At 39.0% G+C, this 20,739-nt stretch carries 11 protein-coding genes; 9 read left to right on the forward strand and 2 right to left on the reverse strand.

The genetic code is table 11. The features are described from left to right. Window positions 1-8: 8 nt before the first annotated feature. Window positions 9-2,999, reverse strand: a complete 2,991-nt coding sequence (locus GSQ74_RS12330; protein WP_158993676.1) for a SusC/RagA family TonB-linked outer membrane protein — start codon at window positions 2,997-2,999, stop codon at window positions 9-11. Between the two features lie 649 nt (window positions 3,000-3,648). On the opposite strand from GSQ74_RS12330, the gene GSQ74_RS12335 reads away from it, so the two are divergent. Then, window positions 3,649-5,004, forward strand: coding sequence for an alpha-amylase family glycosyl hydrolase (locus GSQ74_RS12335; protein ID WP_158993678.1), 1,356 nt, complete (start codon window positions 3,649-3,651; stop codon window positions 5,002-5,004). 88 nt (window positions 5,005-5,092) lie between these two features. Here the strand turns inward: GSQ74_RS12335 and GSQ74_RS12340 are convergent, their stop codons facing one another. Beyond that, a complete protein-coding gene (locus GSQ74_RS12340; protein ID WP_158993680.1) occupies window positions 5,093-6,796 on the reverse strand; it encodes a DUF6377 domain-containing protein in 1,704 nt (567 codons plus the stop codon). A 564-nt stretch (window positions 6,797-7,360) separates the two neighbouring features. Between GSQ74_RS12340 and GSQ74_RS12345 the strand changes: the two genes are divergently transcribed. From GSQ74_RS12345 to GSQ74_RS12380, 8 genes are all read left to right on the forward strand, one after another. Then, window positions 7,361-10,564: a TonB-dependent receptor gene (locus GSQ74_RS12345; RefSeq protein WP_158993682.1), complete on the forward strand. Its 3,204-nt coding sequence runs from the start codon at window positions 7,361-7,363 to the stop codon at window positions 10,562-10,564. 18 nt (window positions 10,565-10,582) lie between these two features. Continuing rightward, window positions 10,583-12,214, forward strand: a complete 1,632-nt coding sequence (locus GSQ74_RS12350; RefSeq protein ID WP_158993684.1) for a RagB/SusD family nutrient uptake outer membrane protein — start codon at window positions 10,583-10,585, stop codon at window positions 12,212-12,214. 11 nt (window positions 12,215-12,225) lie between these two features. Beyond that, window positions 12,226-13,428, forward strand: coding sequence for a cell shape determination protein CcmA (locus GSQ74_RS12355; RefSeq protein WP_158993686.1), 1,203 nt, complete (start codon window positions 12,226-12,228; stop codon window positions 13,426-13,428). A gap of 233 nt (window positions 13,429-13,661) precedes the next feature. Then, window positions 13,662-14,537, forward strand: a complete 876-nt coding sequence (locus tag GSQ74_RS12360) for an AraC family transcriptional regulator (RefSeq protein WP_158993688.1) — start codon at window positions 13,662-13,664, stop codon at window positions 14,535-14,537. Window positions 14,538-14,718: 181 nt separating this feature from the next. Continuing rightward, window positions 14,719-16,551 carry a sodium:solute symporter family protein gene (locus tag GSQ74_RS12365; protein ID WP_158993690.1) on the forward strand — a complete coding sequence of 611 codons (1,833 nt, stop codon included), beginning with the start codon at window positions 14,719-14,721 and terminating at the stop codon, window positions 16,549-16,551. An 8-nt stretch (window positions 16,552-16,559) separates the two neighbouring features. Then, a complete protein-coding gene (locus tag GSQ74_RS12370; RefSeq protein ID WP_158993692.1) occupies window positions 16,560-17,753 on the forward strand; it encodes a glycosidase in 1,194 nt (397 codons plus the stop codon). Window positions 17,754-17,762: 9 nt separating this feature from the next. Further along, the gene (locus GSQ74_RS12375; protein WP_158993694.1) at window positions 17,763-18,974 is read left to right on the forward strand and encodes an AGE family epimerase/isomerase; all 1,212 of its coding nucleotides are present in this window, start codon (window positions 17,763-17,765) and stop codon (window positions 18,972-18,974) included. A gap of 4 nt (window positions 18,975-18,978) precedes the next feature. Next, on the forward strand, window positions 18,979-20,736 hold the full coding sequence (locus GSQ74_RS12380; RefSeq protein WP_158993696.1) for an alpha-L-arabinofuranosidase: 1,758 nt from the start codon (window positions 18,979-18,981) through the stop codon (window positions 20,734-20,736). Window positions 20,737-20,739: the final 3 nt, after the last annotated feature.

Raw genomic sequence — 20,739 nt, forward strand, 5'->3', positions numbered from 1 at the left:
CACTCTAATTATTTTAATACTATACTCAAACCTGCTGAATAGGTTCTGGTTAGCGGATAAACGCCGGCATCGTTGCCTGAAGAATCCTGGTAAGTTGTGCTGCCTATTGCTTGCGCTCCACCAGTTGTATTAACCTCAGGATCAAGCCCGGTATATTTGGTTATAGTTAAAAGGTTTTGCCCTGTTATTGATACACGTAAGGAGCTTATGTATTTATTGTTAGCAACGTTAAACCTGTAACCAAATGATAAATTCTGGAACCTTAAATAGTTTCCGCTTTCTAACCACTCGTCAGAAGCGTAAGTACTTTGTTTTATCCCGTCAGTAATAGCACTTTGAAGCACATTTGATCTACCTATATTCCCCAACATACTTAAAGTTTGGCGTACAGAGTTATAGATTTTGTTACCACCAGCACCACGCCAAACCATTGATACATCAAAGTTTTTGTAGGTGAACGATGGTGTAAAGGCATAATCATATTTAGGCAATGCCTGTCCTTCATCAACCCTTGCTTTACTTTGAGCACTTTGATCAACCTGACCATTTACTTCACCTGCAACGGTTTCAGTACCGGTTGCATCTACACCTGTATGATGTAATATAAGATAGGTATCTATTGGTTTCCCTATAACTAAGTATGCATTTGGTGTATTCGTAGCAACATAGTTTGTATTTGCGGTCTGACCTTCAATTTCGCCACCAAGGCTTAATACCTTGTTTTGCATAAATGAGCCATTACCTGCAAGCGTTAACGACATGTTGGGTTTTCTGATCACGGCATAACTTAATGAAAGCTCTAAACCGCGGTTTTGTAAACTACCCAGGTTAGCAAGATAATTTGGATTCACAATATTACCCTCGACTAGTACTTGATAATCAAATAATAGATTATCAGTGGTAGCTGTATAAACATCAACTGTACCAGTAAGCCTGTCATTAAACAAACCAAAATCTAAACCTGCATCAGTTTGCTTTTTGGTTTCCCACTTTAAGTCAGGATTATTATTCTGTATTGCAGCATAATATGGTATAGTTTGGCCACCAAAATATGTAGTTCCAGCCAGCCCAACTAAGTAAAGGGAACCCTGAGGCTGAAGGCCTTGTTGATTACCTGTAACACCATAGCCAGCGCGCAGTTTTAACGAGCTTACAGTGCTTTGATCTTTCATGAAATCTTCCTGATCAATTTTCCAGGCAACACCTGCTGATGGGAAACTGGCAAATTTGTTATTTGCACCAAATACAGAAGAACCATCGCGCCTAAAGCTTGCGGTTAAATAGTATTTGTGATCATAATTATAATTAGCTAACCCGATGAATGAAACCAGCGTCCTGTCGTTTTTGTAAGACGATACATCGCCTGGCAGTGCATCAGCAAATGTTCCTGCTTGTAAAGCATTATAAGTAGCTATATCATTTATAAACCCCCTTGCTTGTGCAAAGTCACCAAAATAGGTTTGGCGTTGCCACTCATAAATGCCTTGTGCATCAAAATGGCTCTTTCCAAAATCATGGTTATATTTTAAATAGATATCCATTAATTTCTCATCCGTATGCTTGTTGTTAATGTTTGCTACACCATTATATTCAATAGCATTTGTAAGCGTAGATGATACCGGTGCGTAATAACCGGTATTTTCATCGGTTTTTCTCCAGCTGCCGAACCATCCTGCTGATAACCCTTTATAGATATCCAAATCGGCTCTTAAGCTTCCGAAAAGGTTATCAAAATTGTCATCATTTTTTACAGTTTTAGCAACTGCATAAGGGTTTACGTATTGAAATACGTTTGGATCGATATAATAACTTCCATCAGTATTATATACCGGATCCGTAGGCCTTGAGATGTAGGTCTGGCTTATCAAATTTGAACTATAAGATACAGGGCCCACACCTGTAGGGCTATAAGTAGTATTAGTAATACCGCTATTTAAATTCAGGCTTAAGGTAAGCTTATCATTTAAAGCTTTTTGTGTTGCCACAAGGGTACCAATGTATTTATGATAGTTTGAATTAATAACGATACCGGTTTGATCAACAGCGCTAATTGACGCACGGTAGTTAAACTCATCAGTAGCACCGCCAAAAGCAAGTGTATGGTTTTGAGTTACGCCATCTCTTGTTAATAAGTTAAACCAATCTGTATTTGAACCGTGATTAGCTGAAGCATCAACACCTAAAGCATTAGCTTCCTGTGTCCATTGTGCTGCATTTAGCTCATGTAAAGTTTTAGCGATCACATCAAGCGAAGTGTTTTCAGTAACTTCAACGCTTGTTTTACCTGCAGGGGTTCTTTTTGTAGTAACAATAAGTACACCTGCTGCACCGCGTGAACCGTATTGAGCTGTTGAAACAGCATCTTTCAATACCTGTATGTTTGCAATTTCACTTGGCGGCACCTGAGTTAACAAAGTCATATCACCTTGTACACCATCAAGAATCACCAAGGGATCGTTCCCGCCCTCCAGAGAAGTGATTCCACGAATACGAATTGTAGGTGGCACCCCTGGTTCGCTGCCTGTTGAAGTGATGTTAACACCAGCCGCTTTACCTGCTAATTGGTCTAAAGGATTGGTAGTTGGGCCAGGATTTAAATCCTTAGCCGAAACGCTTGATACAGAACCGATAAGATCTGTCTTTTTAACAGAACTGTAGCCAACAACCACTACTTCGTTTAATGATTTTTGATTAGGCACTAATTGAATAGTAGGTCTGGCATCTGTTGCCGCAATTGTTTTATCCATCTCATCGTAACCAACAAAAGTGATTGCAACAGCAATTGCCGATTGTCCGTTGTTAGGAAATGAGAATACACCTTTTGCATCAGTAGTAGTAGTTTGATCTGTACCTTTAATGTGAACAGTTGCGCCTGGAAGAGGCTGCGCTGCTTCATCAACTACTTTACCTGTAAAAGGCTTGTTTTGTGCAAACACACTTATTGCACAAATTAATAATAGCACGGTAAGACCATACTTAAATAAGTAAACTTGTTTCATTGATTTTGGGTTTAATAAATTGGTTAAAAACTATCCGCTGCTATAGCGATAGGATTGTCAAAGTAAATTAGGATTGGAGCGAAATACAACTAATCAAACATCCGATATTAAAAAAATCGAATAACATACATAATTAAGTAATTGACTATCAATTACTTAATTACTTAAATACAAAAAGAATATATAGATTATTATTAGGGATAATATGAATCAAAAACTAATTTCAAATATGAAATTATCGGATTATACTAATAGAGCTGACCTTTTTAAATCGCGCTTTATTCTATATAAACTGAATAATTGTATTTAAAACATTTTTTAATTAAATAAAAATCAATATTCGCCAACAGCTCAAACACGCACAATAAGCTATAAATCAAATTCTTATATACACAACCAATATATTAAATTCTATATAGGCCTTTTGCTGTATTGATTTTTGCGCCGATGAATAGTTCATTTGTATAGTGTTGCTTGTAAAATAGAAGCTAACAAATAAGCCAATTAAGTTTTTGTTGATGTTGATCTGAAAATAATATCAATTTATCATACCAATTATTTATCGCATATAATAAATGCAGCTATACATTAAGCATGAGGGTTATATAATTACGTCCTTTTAAAGATAAAATATAAGTCAACATAAAAAATGAAAAAAATAATAAGCTACATAGCTATTTCTACTATGCTTTCCGGAATCATTCCCGGTACTGCAATGGCGCAAACCACTCCAGATCATGATCCACCACAATATGGTAAACCATATATGAATGTACCTGACAGGCGCGATGTATCCATGTACCAGATAAATATGCGTTCGTTTAGTAAGGAAGGTAATTTTAAAGGCATTATAGCACGCCTAGATTCGATAAAAGCATTGGGTGTTAATGTGGTTTATATTTTACCTATCTACCCGGTAGGTGTACTAAAAGCTCAAGACTCTCCTTACTCAGTAAAGGATTATCGCCAAATAAACACCGAATTTGGAACACTTAATGACTTACGAGCATTAGTGGATGGTGTGCATAAAAGAAAAATGGCGATCATAATAGATTGGGTAGGTAACCATACATCATGGGATAACCCATGGATTGTGAATAAAGATTGGTACGAGCAAGATTCAACCGGCAACATTAAACATGCCCAAACCTGGCACGACGTTGCACAGTTGAATTTTAAAAATAACGACATGCGTTTAACCATGATAAAAGACATGAAATATTGGGTTTTAACTGCCAATGTTGATGGCTTCCGTTGTGATTACGCTGATGGCCCGCCCGCTGACTTTTGGAAACAGGCTATTGATACGCTTAGAAACATACCTGCACACAAGTTGCTATTTTTAGCTGAAGGTTCGCGAGGTGAAAACTTCAATGCCGGGTTTGATTATAATTTTGGATTTAGATTTTTTGAAAACCTGAAAGAGATCTATAAAGATGGAAAAACAGTAAAGTCTATCGATACTATCAACATAAAGGATTACACCAACGCAACCGATGGCCAGCAAATGGTTAGATATATTACCAATCACGATGTAAATAGTTCTGATGGTTCGCCAATACAATTATTTGGCGGTAAAAAAGGTTCAATGGCGGCTTTTGTGGTAGTTGCTTATATGAAAAGTGTGCCAATGATATATGACGGACAGGAAGTTGGCACCCCATATAGTTTGGTATTTCCTTTCACCAACTCAAAAATTGACTGGTCATTAAATCCGGATGTTACTGCCGAATACAAAAAAGTAATTGCTTTTAGAAACGGTAGCGAAGCGGTAAGAAGAGGTGAATTAACTTCATACAGCAGCGACGATGTATGTGCTTTTACCAAGCAATTGGGTGAGAAAGCGGTTTTTGTGTTATCTAACTTAAGAAATACGACTGTTAGCTATACCGTTCCATCTAATCTATTGGATTATAATTGGAAAGATGGTTTTACGGGAGATAAAAGCAAGCTAAATAACACCGTTACACTTGCTCCATACCAGTATATCGTACTAAAAAATTAAAAACTGTTGAATAATGCTACCCCAGGCATAGCTCCGAAGAGTATATCTTCGGGGCTTTTTGTTGTTTTAAAACATGGAATGTAATTGGTTAATCTACCTGGTTAAGCTGATCTGCATTTTCCTTAACTGCTTTTATCAGCATTATTTTGTCTTCGAACTCTTCGTTAGGGATCAGCGATTTATTTTTAACCTTTGTTTTATAGGTGTATATGGTATTAACTGAATAATTCAGGATCTTGCCGATGGTTTCGTTATCATGTATACCTAAACGTATTAAGGCAAAAATGCGCAGTTCGCTGTTAAGCAGCTGCCCGTCGGCTAAATGTATTTGATGATGGGCATCAAATAAAGCGTTAAAATCTTCTACAAATTTTGGGAAGATATTTAAAAACACCCTATCAAAGCTATGTGACAAGTTTTCGCGTTCGAAATTGGTATTTAAACGATTAAGAACCATTAAAACCTCTTCATAACGCTTTTCGCGCATGTTTTTTTCTATTGACCGCTTAAGCCTATCAAGTTTCTCAATATAATCTGAGTGCGTATTGAAAAAATAGCCAATGTATTCATCCTTAATCATATTGGCCTCATCAAGTTTTAAATTAAACTGCGAGAGGGTACGGTTGGCATTATCAAGCCGGGTATTTACTTTTATTAGGGATGCGTTAGCTACATTTAAATCATTGTTTTTATTTACGATGATCTGATCAGCAATGCGCAGCTTTTTAAGTTGTTTTAGCACAATTATCGAAAAAATAATTACCAAAAAAACCAACCCGGTTATTATGGATGCATAAATAATTAATGAACGCTTTTGCTTCTCTATCCCTCCTATCTGTTCACTTTCAATAATTGGCATAATATTGCTTATCTGCGCTTCGCGGTGCCGTGCACCATAAAAATTGGCATCATCAATAGCGTTATTTATATAACTGAAGGCGGTTTCAATATCGCCCCGCTGTAATATGTGGGTAGCAAGATTGGTTAATGCAACAGATTCTTTAGTTGAGTGTGTATTATCAACTATAGCAGATTTGATTAATAAAGGAAGCCCTTTATCGGCTTGCCCCATCTCGAAATAAAGAAAACTTAAACAGCTATAATTAATAGCGCTGTCCTGGTAGCTTTGTTTAAAGCGCAATAATTTTTCATAAGGGATTATTGCATTTTTATAATCCTGACTCCGGAGTAGTTTTAAACCTAATGCCGAAAGATATTCATATGAATCGGGTTTGTTTTGTTTTAGGATAGAATCGCAATAACTTAAACCTTTAAGGCTATATTTATTGTAGTAATCACTTATCTTATCAAAATCTGCCAGGTCAAAATTACTGCGCACCTGTAAAAAAAGATAATTGTACCGCTGCTCATTCGTAAGATACTTAACATTTACCTTATTCAGGGTATCTAAGCCCTCCTTAAACATACCTGCAGATACCAGGATGAACCCCATATTTAAACGGGAGTAGTTTATTTTATTTTCATCTTTAAGCAGATAAGCGCAGGTATTTAATTTTTTGCAATAAACATATGCAGAATCATGAATGAAGGATTTGTATTGCTCAAATAGTTGGTCATAAACATCGTATTTGGCGCTTTCGGATTTTGTAAATTTCAGGTGTTGCTTTATTTCAGCAATGGCCTCCTGTTTCTGTTTAACCAACACCTCTTTATTAGCCAATACACTATTAAGTTGGTTAAGCAGGCTATCAGTTGTTGATTGGGCTTGTGCAGCAATATTAAACAACAAAACAACCTGCACCAATATCAATAGCCGTATCAACTTCATCATATTATACTCGGAAATAACTGTAGTTTATAAAGTATTAAATTTATAAAATTTTTTAGTTTTATAAACCTAAATCTATAAATATTTATCTTTTTTCCGGGCAAAACAGCAGTAATATGTATTGATATATCAAAACACTAAGCCTGGTAAACATTAATATTTTAATGTCATAAATTTTACACCTATTAAATCTCTTTTAATAATAATTTATCACACCATAAAAATGATTTTCTACTGCGTTTCAATTGCAAACGCAATTATTAAAAGATGATACTTTTTTTGCACCAAGTATCATAAAATTACCTATTGGCTCATTGCAATTCTTGCTAAATCGAATAAACCAATCTCGAAATTTGAGAGAAAAACTACGCAAACGGACAGTTAATTGATTGTTTATAACAAATAAATGTTAAAATAATATCACCTATTGCATTGCTTATTAGTTTGCATACGCCTCGTATAAGCTTTTTACAGATAATTTTTAATTATAGAATGGTAAAAAAATATTATAATTCATGTCATTCCTAGGGTAATTTTGATATAATCAATTATAAAACTAATCATATTATGAGAAAAATTCTACAAATGGCGATGCTGTTTATGGCTCTGCTTGTGTATGCCCCGGCATTTTCACAAACAACAGGGAGCACAAACACCATCAAAGGAACCGTTAGTGACGGCCAAGATGTTACACTGCCAGGTGTAACGGTTTCGCTAAAAGGCAGCACTATTGCTGTAATAACTGATATAAACGGGCACTATTCCATTAACATACCGGCAAGTACAAACTCGGTATTGCATTTTAGTTTTGTGGGTATGGAATCTGCGGATGTTACTGTTGGTAGCAGGACAAATATCAACGTTACTCTTAAATCAGTAGCCAGCCAGTTAACCGATGTGGTTGTAATTGGTTATGGCTCGCAAAAAAGAGGCGATGTAAACGGGGCTATCTCATCTGTTACTGCTAAAGACATCCAAGATATTCCCCAGCCAAGTGTTGATCAGATGTTACAAGGTAAAGCTGCGGGTGTAACCGTAACATTAAACTCAGGTCAACCGGGCAGCGCAACTTCGGTGCACATTCGTGGTATTACATCTTTCGGTCAAAGTGAACCACTATATGTAATTGACGGTGTTGAAATACAGGGACAAGCTGGTAGCCAGCAATTAACACGCCCTGGAGGCGGACAAGAGGAAACCAGCGTAAGCCCTCTTGGAATGCTAAACCCAAATGATATCGCATCAATTGATATATTGAAAGATGCTTCCGCAACTGCTATTTATGGTAGCAGGGGTGCAAACGGTGTAATTATAGTTACTACCAAACGCGGCAAAAGCGGCAACGCACGTGTAACTTATGATGGCTGGGTAGGTTTACAACAACAAGGTAAGTTTTTGGATATGATGAACTTACAGCAATACGCTACTTTACAAAATAGCCTTGCTTCTGTTTACGGTACACAACCCAGGGCTGAATTTGCCGATCCTAGTGCTTTAGGCCCGGGTACCGACTGGCAAAAAGCAATATTCCGTACTGCTTTTGAGCAAAATCATGATATTTCTGTATCAGGCGGTTCTGATAAATCCGATTACTACGTATCAGCAGGATATTTTAAACAAGATGGTACCGTTTTAGGCTTTAATTTTGATCGTTACTCTATCAGAACAAACATAAATTCACAAGCAAAAGACTGGCTTAAAATAGGAACTACTCTTGGTGCCAGCCGCAGTGATGAAAATGTTGGACTTGGAAGTAATACAGGTATTATTTATAATGCGCTATTATCACCTCCAGACCAATCTGTTTATAACCCTGATGGCTCTTATGCAGGCCCCTATGTTACTCCTTCAGGTACATTAGAAGGTGGTGTTAACCCGGTACAACAGGCTTTAAACATCAGTAATACTTTAAACCGTAATGAAATAAACGGAAATTTATATGCTGAGATAAAATTCTTTAAAGATTTAACCTTAAGATCAGAGGTTGATGGTGACTTTAACTGGTCGGATGCACAAACATTTAATCCAACTTATAGCTATGGTGCTACAGGAACACCATCACAATACAATATATCAAATGCGACAGCTACATTGAGTCGCTTAACTACAAACAGCACATACTGGAGCTGGAAAGAATATTTTAATTATGGCCATACCTGGGGTAAAAGTAATTTAACCGCTATTGCAGGCCACGAAGTATGGGAATCTACTTATGATCAGTTACCTCTTTCCGGTTCAGGATTTGTTGCAGGTAATCAAATACAAAGTATAGCCCTTGCAAATTCAGTTGCGGCCTCTGTACCTGAATACAAACAAACCCAGGTAATGGAATCGTACCTGGCACGTGCCATTTATACTTTTGACAATAAATACAGCATTACTGCCAATATCCGTAGTGACCGTACTTCTAATTTTGCAGAAGGTCATCAAGTTGGTTACTTCCCTGGTGCTGCGGTTTCATGGAGATTATCTGATGAATCATTCATGGCTCCAATAAAACAAATTGCTGATAATATTAAAATAAGATTAGGTTACGGAACAACAGGTAACTCAAATGTACCTCCATATTCTTATGGTGCATCATTAACAGCTATACCTACTTCGTTTGGAACAGGTTTTATTATTCATAACGTAGCAAACCCCAACTTAACCTGGGAAACTGCAATCCAAAAGGATTTAGGTGTTGACTTCACGCTTTTTAACCGTATTGACGGAAGTGTTGATTACTATCAAAAAACATCTAAAAACTTCCTTTTCCAGGAGCCATTACCTTACTTTTTGGTTGGTGGGCCTAATGAATATGGCGACAACCCAGCAGGGATTCAGCCTCCGTACGTAAATGCAGGTCAAATTCAAAATAAAGGTATTGAGGTTACTATTAACAGTAAAAACATAGTAAGTAAAGACTTTAAGTGGACCACTACAGTTACGTTCTCACATTATTCAAATGTGGTAACTTCACTAGATGGCGCTCCTCCAATAATCGGAAAAGAAAACTTAAGCTTTAACAGCTTAACCCCTACCAAAACAATTGTAGGTTACCCAGTTGGTGAGTTTTTTGGATATAAAGTTTTAGGTGTTGTTAAAACTCAAGCCCAATTAAAATACCTGGCTACACACCCACAAAATGTTACTGGTAGTGTACAAGTAGTTACCAATGCTCCTAACCAGCCAAGCACTATTTGGCTTGGTGATTTAGAATATCAGGATACCAATCATGACGGTAAAGTTGATGCAAGCGACCAGGTTCCACTAGGTAACCCTAACCCTGATTTTACTTATGGTGTAACAAACACATTCGATTACAAAGATTTTGAACTTTCTATATTCTTCTACGGATCATATGGTGGTAAAATATTAGATGCATTGGAATATGAAACAGCAGGTTTATCAAGTTTATACCAAAACCAATTAGCTTCATCTGCAAACTACTGGTCGCCAAGCAATCCAAATTCAAACATCCCGGCACCACACATTGGCTCGCCAAACCCGAATTTAGTTATGTCTGACAGGTTCCTGGAGAGCGCTTCATTCCTTCGTTTACAAAATGTGCGCCTGGGTTATAATTTGCCATCACAATGGGCAAAAGCCATTGCAATGACCAGCTTAAAGGTATTTGTTAGCGGACAAAACTTATTTGTTATTACCAAATATCCAGGTCTTGATCCTGAAATAGGTTCATTTAACCAGAACCCTACTTTACAGAATATTGACTTAGGCAGGTATCCAAACCCACGCGTATTCACTTTAGGAGTAAACGCACAGTTTTAAATTTTAAAGAAATTAAAGATGAAAATACACATTAAATATATTGCAGGCATGGCGGCTATGGCAGGAATGCTTGCCACCGGTTGCAAAAAAGATTTTTTCAACCGTCCACCTGAATCAAGCGTAACTGTAGGCAATTATTATCAAACTGCCGACCAGGTAGCAGCCAGTACAAATGGCTTATATGGATCGCCATGGTTTGGCTGGAATAACAAAGTTGGCTGGGCTATTACAGAATTCGCAAGCGGTAACGGTCGCTCCTACTCGTCTGATGTTGGACCTTTTGGAACACCTCCTGTAGCCAATGACAATGCGGAACTACTTGCTGCATGGGATTCACCATTTACAGTAATTGCACAATGTAATGGCTTGTTGAATAACCTACCCGCAACTGTGCCAGCGTCGGTACCCACCAAAGTTGTAAACAATGCTTTAGGCGAAGCTCATTTATTAAGAGCGGCAGCTTATTTTTACCTAGTGCGCACCTTTGGGCCTGTGCCAATTGTTGAAAACCCGCTTCAGGATATAAACGATTTTGCAACCGTACCTACAAATAACATAAGCGATGTTTATCATCTTATGGTATTAGATTTACAATTTGCAGAAGCTAATTGTACCGCTGGTGTTGCCTCAACAGGCCACGGCTCTAGTGGCTCAGCATCTGCACTGCTTGCAAAGGTTTATTTATATATGCAGGATTATGTTGATGCCCAAAAAGAAGCCGAAAAGGTAATTAACAGCGGCGAATTTGCATTATTACCAAATTTTGGTGATCTGTTCCGTACCATCAACAACAATAATAAAGAATCAATACTGGCTATGCAATGGATTTACAATGCAGGTGTTGGTGGTTCCAATTATGACTATGGTAACTCTATACAAGCATCATGGGCTTTTAGCACTACTATAACTGGTGGCAGCGATGGTTACGGTGTATTCGGCCCGACAATTGATTTGCAAAACGCATTTTTAGCGGAAGGCGGAGATACTGTACGCAGGCACTTTACCATTATGCTACCGGGAAGCTATTATTCAGAGATTGATGTTAAAGATGGCGGCTATACGCTACCACTAAGTGCAAGCTCACAAGGCACACAGGCTGAACCTAAGAAGTATGTTGTAGGCCAGGCAGGTGACCCTGATAACAACGGCAAGGTGAACGCACAAGCCGCAGGCGACAATACTTATATTATGCGTTATGCAGATGTATTATTAATTGAGGCTGAAGCTATATTAGGCCAGGAGGCAAACCCTGCCGTTGGTACAGGTATCCCTTTAACAGCATCAACTACAAATGCAACAGCGTTACAATATTTTAACATGGTAAGAACCCGCGTAGGTGTACCGGCCGTTACATCTTTCACGTACAAGCAGTTGCTGAATGAAAGACGCCTGGAATTTGCCCTTGAGCAGGATTATTGGTTTGATTTAGGACGTATAGATGGTTATTTGAACACAGCGCACACAACTGCTATCAGCATCATCAGCGCGCAGGAACGTGGCACATACAATAACGCCTTCCCTGATCAAACATCTATCAATTCGATCCACTTTACACCAACACCTGCCGATTTCTTATTTAATATTCCGGCAGATGAAATTGCAGCGGATCCAAATCTGGCCAAACCTCCGGTTAAGTATACATTCAAATAATGAAAACCATCATGAAAAGAAATAAATTTCAACAATCGAAAAACTTAACCTGGGTACTATCAGCTTTGATGGTACTGGGTTTTGCATCCTGCAAAAAGCAGAATAGCGAAGGTTATACAGCCGGAACAGGAGCACCTGTTATTACACGTATACGTACTTTGGGTAAGGTGCTTACAGATTCTGTAACAAAAACTTATACCACATACGATACAACAGGAACCGCCAGTACAACAACTCAAACAAACCCACCAAATGGTTATTCGGCTCAAGATTCAACAACAGCCACCGGCAACCTAAACAACACCTATGAAATTATAGGTAAAAACTTAGGTTCGGCTACCAAATTGACGATCAATGGCGTAACTGTTTACTTTAACCGGGCCTTAGGTTCTGATAGTGAGCTTATATTTAACATACCAAGCACCATCCCTACTACGCAACCACAATCTAATAAAATAGTGGTTACCACATTGTATGGATCTGTTACTTATGCCTTCACCGTTTTACCACCGGCACCAACTGTTCTAACGTATTCAACTAATGATTTTACGGCTAATTCCCTAATCAGCTTAACCGGCCAAGGCTTTGCTTCTGTAACATCAGTTAAATTGAAAACAACGGGCGATGTGGCAATAATAGTGTCTCAGACTGATACCACCATGACTTTAAAAATGCCAACATCTACAGCTACCACCACTCCTCTTCAATTCATTTATACATCAGGAACGAATACCGGAGCTACTGCGGTTTCCTCAGCGCAATTTAATGATCTGGATAATTCATATCAGGTTTTTACTGATAATTATAGCAATGGATGGTACAGCAGCTCATGGGGCCCAACAGCAATTTCTACTACAGTAGCTAAAACTGGCACCAGCTCTTTTGCAGCAACATACGATAAAGGTGATTGGTCTGCAGATGGTTTTGGCACCGGTGGTACAGGCCTACCAACAGCAAGTTACAACTACTTATCTTTCTGGATAAAAGGTGGTCTTGAAAATTACACCCTTTATCTTACGGCTGATACTCGCGGAGGATTTGGAAACTCAGATACCAGCACTCCTATTACTGTTCCGGCTAACGTTTGGACGTATTTTAAAATGCCGTTATCGACACTTAATTTACAGGGCTCAAAACAATTCGGGTTCTATATACAAGGCCCTAATGATCAGAACGAAACATTCTATTTTGATGATGTTGTACTGTTAAAATAACAATACAAATTAACACCTGATGTTAACCAACACCGGGTGTTAATTATACAACATGAATATTGTTGTAATAACGAAATAAGAATTGGTTAATGTTTGGTTACAAATGTCATCACCTAGTATGGGTGATGGCATTTTTTTTAATAGATAATTTGAAACAAATCACATTCCGATTAATAATATGTTAAATTTGTATCAATATCTTAACCAATTAAGTACACCTCAAATTTATTGATATGACAAGTAACGTAATGCGCGAAATAACGCCGTTAACTCCCGGCGATTGCTTTACAATTTTTTCAAGGGTCAAAGAAAAATTCGACTTCCCATTGCACTATCATGATGAGTATGAACTCAACCTTATTATTAATGCAAAAGGGGCTAAACGGGTTGTTGGTGGCCACATTGAAGTAATTGACGACCTGGAGCTGGTACTTGTTGGCCCAAACGTATACCATGCATGGTTTACGCACCAATGCCAAAGCCAATCAATTACGGAAGTAACTATACAATTTCACAAGGACTTGTTTGATGATAAATTTTTGAGACGCAACCAGTTAAGCTTTGTTAAAAACATGATAGAGCGCTCGCAAAGAGGCATACTATTCTCACCTGAAACCATAGCGGCGTTAAAAGACCGCATATACTCATTAAACAAAAAAAGCGGGTTTGATTCGGTATTGGAACTACTTTCTATACTGCACGATCTTTCTATATCCCGCAACATGAAAACACTGTCGGATTCCAGCTTTTCAAACGAACAGTTCCATTACAACAGCAGGCGCATTGAAAAGGTTTTTGAGTATATGAACAGCCATTACAACATGCAGATCACACTGGCCGAGGTAGCCAAAATAGCCAATATGCCGGAGGCGTCTTTTAGCAGATTCATCAAAAAAAGAACCGGAAAAACGTTTATCGATAGTTTGAATGAAATTCGCCTGGGGCATGCCTCAAGAATGCTGATCGACACCACCAATACTGTTGCCGAAATTGCTTATAAATGCGGGTTTAATAACATATCAAACTTCAACCGGATATTTAAACGCAAGAAGTTTTGCATCCCTAAAGATTTCAGGGAAACCTATACCGGCAACCGGATATTTATATAGCCCAAAACACCAACTAATACCTTTAATAACAGTTTATGTATTTTAAATGGTTAAAATAGTATTAGTATACTGCAAGTAACCGTTTTAATTTAGCTACAGCCAATAAAACCAGTTTTACCCCCCTCTCAAAAAGGTTAATAAAGCTGTAGCGAGCCATATATTAATTTTATAAAACACACCCATGCATCTATCTTTTATAGATCTATCAATAATTGCGTTGTATTTACTTACAACCGTATTTATTGGTTTATGGTATCGCAAAAAGGCACGAAAAAATAAAGAAAGTTATATGCTTGGCGGCAAATCGCTGCCCTGGTATATGCTTGGCCTAAGCGATGCATCAGACATGTTCGACATAAGCGGCACCATGTGGATGGTAAGCCTTTGCTTCGCCTACGGAATGAAAAGCATTTGGATACCCTGGCTCTGGCCGGTATTTAACCAGGTATTTTTAATGATGTATTTATCACGCTGGCTGCGCCGTTCCAATGCCTCAACAGGCGCGGAATGGTTAAAAACCAGGTTTGGCGATAGTGGAAAAGCTGTTCGTGCATCGCACATAATAGTTATTGTATTTGCCCTGTTTTGTTGCTTTGGATACCTGGCCTATGGTTTTATTGGCCTTGGCAAATTCATCGAAATATTTGCCCCATGGAGCGCTGTAAAGGCATACGTACCATTCGATGTGCCGCTTAAATATGTACCCCAGTTTTACGGGATAATTTTCACGCTGTTCGCTATGTTCTACTCTATTTTAGGCGGGATGCATGGCATTGTTTTGGGGGATGTGATCAAATATATCGTAATGACTGCCGCCTGCATCTGGATCTCAGTTATAGCCGTAATGAAGTTGCAAGGACATACACTCAATGTACCTAACGGCTGGTATAGCCCGTTTTTTGGCTTGCACCTTAACCTGAACTGGACGAACATCATAACCGAAGTAAATCAAAAAATAAAGGAAGACGGCTATTCACTTTTCGGAGTGTTTTTTATGATGATGACCTTCAGGGGATTTTTCGCGGCGCTTGCCGGCCCTGCGCCGACTTATGATATGCAAAAAATACTATCTACCCGCACACCTGAAGAGGCAAGTAAAATGAGTGGTTTTGTAAATATCATACTGTTGCCAATCCGTTATGCGCTTATCATCAGTTTAACCTTACTGGGCTTGTTGTATTACCACCAAATGAATCTAAAGGATGCCACAGGAGCAATTGACTTTGAACGCATTTTACCTGCGGTGATAAATAACTTTCTACCGGTTGGCTTAGTTGGCTTATTGCTTGCAGGCTTACTTGGCGCTTTCATGAGCACTTTTAGCGGTACACTTAACGCGGCACAGGCTTATATTGTTAATGATATTTATGTAAAATACGTTGATCCTAAAGCATCAACCAAAAAAATAATGACCATGAATTACCTGATGGGTATTATTGTGGTAGCTATAGGTGTTTTATTAGGATTTTGTATAAAGAATATAAATGCAGCCTTACAATTTATCGTATCGGCACTGTATAGCGGCTATATTGTATCAAATGTTTTAAAATGGCATTGGTGGCGCTTTAATGCCAATGGCTTTTTTTGGGGGATGCTCAGTGGCATTGCAACAGCAATGGTGTTGGCAGTAACTGTTGATGCAGGGCATGTTTTATACTGGTTTCCCGTGTTATTTGTAGTATCAATTGCGGGTGCCATTATTGGCACTTATACAGCCCCACCTACTGACATAGCCGTTTTACGATCATTCTATATCAATGTACGCCCCTGGGGTGCGTGGGGCCATATTGAAGCCTTGGTACGGGCCGATGATCCTGACTTTCAATCAAACAAAAACTTTAAACTAAATATGTTCAATGTGGTAATTGGTACTATAGCACAGTTGTGCCTCACCATATTGCCCATGTACTTAATACTGATGCAAAAGTTACCGTTAATGGTGACTATAGCCCTACTGGCTGTCATCATTGCAATACTTAAAAAAACCTGGTGGAATAAATTAAAAGACTATTAATTACTGAAATGACAAGAGAATTTGAACAACGGTTATCAGCATTAGAAAATGCTTACGATAAGCTTATTACTACGCCAAACAAAATAGCAGGGCTTGGTAATGGCGTATATGACCGCTATATAAATCCTGTATTAACAGCAGCACATGCGCCGGTTTTTTGGAAATATGATCTAAATCCAAAAACGAATCCTTATTTAATGGAGCGCTTTGGTGTTAACGCGGCGTTTAACGCAGGCGCTATAAAATGGAAAGGCAAATACTTGCTGATGGCCCGTGTGGAAGGTGTCGACCGGAAATCATTTTTCGCGATCGCGGAGAGTCCTAACGGCATAGACAATTTCACATTTTGGGAAAAGCCGATTAATATGCCGGAGACGGACAAACCTGATACAAACATATATGATGCCCGTTTAACAGAACATGCTGATGGTTGGATATATGCCTTATTTTGTACCGAAAGACGTGACCCTGAAGCACCAGCTTACGACCAATCAATGGCGGTTGCCGCTTGCGGTATTGCCCGCACTCGCGATTTTATAAACTGGGAACGTTTACCCGACCTAAAAACGCCATCGGCCCAACAACGTAATGTTGTTTTGCATCCGGAATTTGTTAATGGCAAATATGCTTTTTACACACGCCCGCAGGATAGTTTTATTAATGCAGGTAAAGGTGGCGGTATAGGTTTTGCTGTGTGTGATGATATTGAACATGCGGTTATAGATCATGAAGACATCATCGACAATAAAATTTATCACACAGTTTACGAAGCTAAAAATGGCCAGGGTCCGGCACCAATTAAAACCGAACATGGCTGGCTGCATTTGGCCCATGGCGTGCGTCACACTGCTGCCGGTTTAAGATATGTGCTATATATGTTTATGACTGATTTGCATGATCTTACTAAGGTAATTCACAAACCGGGCGGTTATTTTATAGCACCTGCTGACGATGAATACACCGGTGATGTACCAAATGTTGTTTTCTGTAACGGGTGGATAATTGACGAGGATGGCACAGTTTATATTTACTACGCATCATCGGATACCCGAATGCATGTGGCTACCTCTACCCTGCCAAAACTATTAGACTATGTAATGAATAACCCGGCAGATGGTTTGCGTTCGGCAACATCAGTTGATACGTTAAACAAAATAATTACAGCTAATAACAACATATTGGCTCAGGAAAAAAAAGGATAAGTGCAAAAAATGGTACACAATCAGCCCGTTGAAGATCAGCTTGCAGTATTAAAAAATGAGCTTAGCGATGAGTTAAGCAACATTTTTAGCTATTGGATGAACAACACTACCGACGAGGTATATGGCGGATTTCTTGGTCGTATTGATGAGCAAAATAAGGTAATTGAAAATTCGCCCAAAGGCTCTGTTTTAAATGCAAGAATACTGTGGTCGTTCTCTGCTGCTTATAATCTCACTAAAAATCCTGATTACTTACAATATGCCGAAAGAGCATACCAATTCATAATTGACCATTTTATTGACAACGAATTTGGCGGCGTTTACTGGTCGGTAGATTATGAAGGCAAGCCACTGGATACCAAAAAGCAGGTGTATGCTAATGCGTTCACCATTTATGGGTTCAGCGAATATCACATTGCATCAGGTAATGAAGAAGCCAAAACATTAGCCATTGAACTTTATAACTTGTTAGTTAAAAACAGCTTCGACACTAAAAATACCGGTTATTTAGAAGCTTTTACGAGAGATTGGCAACCGCTTAATGATCTCCGGTTAAGTGCAAAGGATGCCAATGAGAAAAAGACAATGAACACGCATCTGCATGTTTTGGAGGCTTATACAACCTTATACCGTATTTGGCAACCTGAAGAGTTAAAACTGCAAATTGAAACCCTGATCCATAACTTCTTAGATCATTTTATCGACCCAAAAACACATCACTGTTTATTATTTTTTGATGAGGACTGGAACAACAAATCAGGATTAATATCATACGGCCATGATATAGAAACTACCTGGCTTTTACAGGAAGCGGCCGAAGTGATTAACAATGAATTATTACTCGAAAGAATCAAGACCATCAATATCCCAATAACCGAAGCTACCATAGCTGGCTTGGATGATGATGGCGGCCTTTGGTATGAATATGAACCTGCAGATCATCAGCTCATTAAACAAAAACACTGGTGGGTACAGGCTGAAGCTATGGTTGGGTTTTATAATACCTGGCAAATAACTGGCGATGAAAAATATCTTGCCATAGTTGAGAAAAACTGGCAATACATCAAAGCTAAAATATTAGACCCAAAATACGGCGAATGGCTATGGGGAATAGATGAAAATGGCGAAACGATGAAGGGTGAAGACAAAGCTGGTATTTGGAAATGCCCATATCATAATAGCCGGGCGTGCATAGAGATTATTAAACGGATAAGCAGATAAACCAATGAAGAATTTCAACAAAACGTGTTTGATTATAGCGGGATGCGGCATGATGCTACAGGCTTGTAAAAAAGGCGACTCATCAACAAATAGTGGTGGTGCTACAACAGATACAACCAACGCCCCTATTGTAGCACCAACCGAGCCTGCTATTGCCAGTACACAAGGCTTCTTTTTAAATAACTGGCAGGCAAAAACATGGGTTGCGCCATCTACAAAGGCGGCAACAAAACCCTCTGCAGATGGAGCGGTTATTGTTACGGTTGACGTAAGTAAGGAAATAACCAAGGTATCAAGTTTAGAGTATGGTAATAATACCAACCCTTTTATGGGCCCAATTTCAACCGTACCTGTATTAATTAATAACATTAGTAGTTTATCACCTAACATTCTCCGGTTTCCGGGTGGCAGTTTGTCGGATATTTATTTCTGGGATCAGTCAAATACCGCGCCTGCTGATGCGCCTGCACAACTGTTAGACGACAATGGCACTGCTTCGGCAGCCGGTTATTGGTTTGGCAACAGTTCATCCTCAACAACCATGACAGTTGATGATTACTATTCGGCTTTACAACAAACAAAAAGTACCGGGTTAATTACTGTTAACTATGGTTACGCGCGTTATGGAACGAGTGCCAACCCGGTAGCAACGGCTGCGCATTATGCCGCTAATTGGGTTAGATATGATAAAGGCCGCACAACTTATTGGGAAGTCGGCAACGAAATATATGGTGATTGGGAAGCCGGCTATCGAATTGATCAAACCCAAAACAAGGATGGACAGGTACAAATACAGGATGGTACCACCTATGGTAATCACTTTAAGGTTTTTGCCGATTCTATGCGTGCCGCCGCTGCTCAGGTTGGTAACACCAATATAAAAATTGGTGTAGTTTTAGACGGCGCCGCTGATCAAAACGGTGCCAGTGAAGGCCAGGTAAGTAACTGGAACAACAATGTTTTAACAGCCGAAGGCAATACTGCCGACTTCTTCGTACTCCATAATTACTATACCCCTTATGAGCAAAACTCACAACCGAGTGTTATATTAGGCACACCGGCACCGGGTACAAGCCAAATGATGGCATGGGTAAAAACATCGGTAGCAAATGCCGGGGTTACGCAAAAACCCGTTGCTATGGATGAATGGAATATTTTTTCGACCGGATCATCGCAAATGGTATCAAATATAGCAGGCTTACATGCGGTTATGACTTTGGGCGAAGCATTGAAAGACCAAATTAGTATGACAAGCCGCTGGGATTTGGCAAATTCATACGACAATGGGGATGATATGGGCATGTTCAATAACTCAGCGCCGTACCAGGGTGCCGAACCGGGTGCACCTGCATGGAACCCAAGACCTGCATTTTATTATATGTACTTTTTCCAAAATTATATCGGCGACCATTTGTTAACTACCGCGTCAAGCAATGGGAATATATCAGCCTATGGCTCATCCTATACCTCTGGGCAGGCGGGTGTTATTTTAGTGAATACAGGTATCGGGAACCGTGTTGTAACTGTTAACTTTAGAAACTTTGCAGCGGGTGCTAATTACTATTATTACACGCTAACAGGTGGTACTGATAATGCTCCATTTTCACACCAGGTTTACGTAAATGGTGCAGGGCCGACAACAAGTTCAGGCGGGCCATCAAATTACGCCACGATACCGGCAAGTACTGCCAGCATATCAGGCGGAATTACCGTGAGCATACCGTCGTATTCAGCTGTATTTTTAGTTGCAGATAAAAAATAAAGA

This window comes from Mucilaginibacter sp. L196, assembly GCF_009765905.1.
Classification (GTDB): Bacteria; Bacteroidota; Bacteroidia; order Sphingobacteriales; family Sphingobacteriaceae; genus Mucilaginibacter.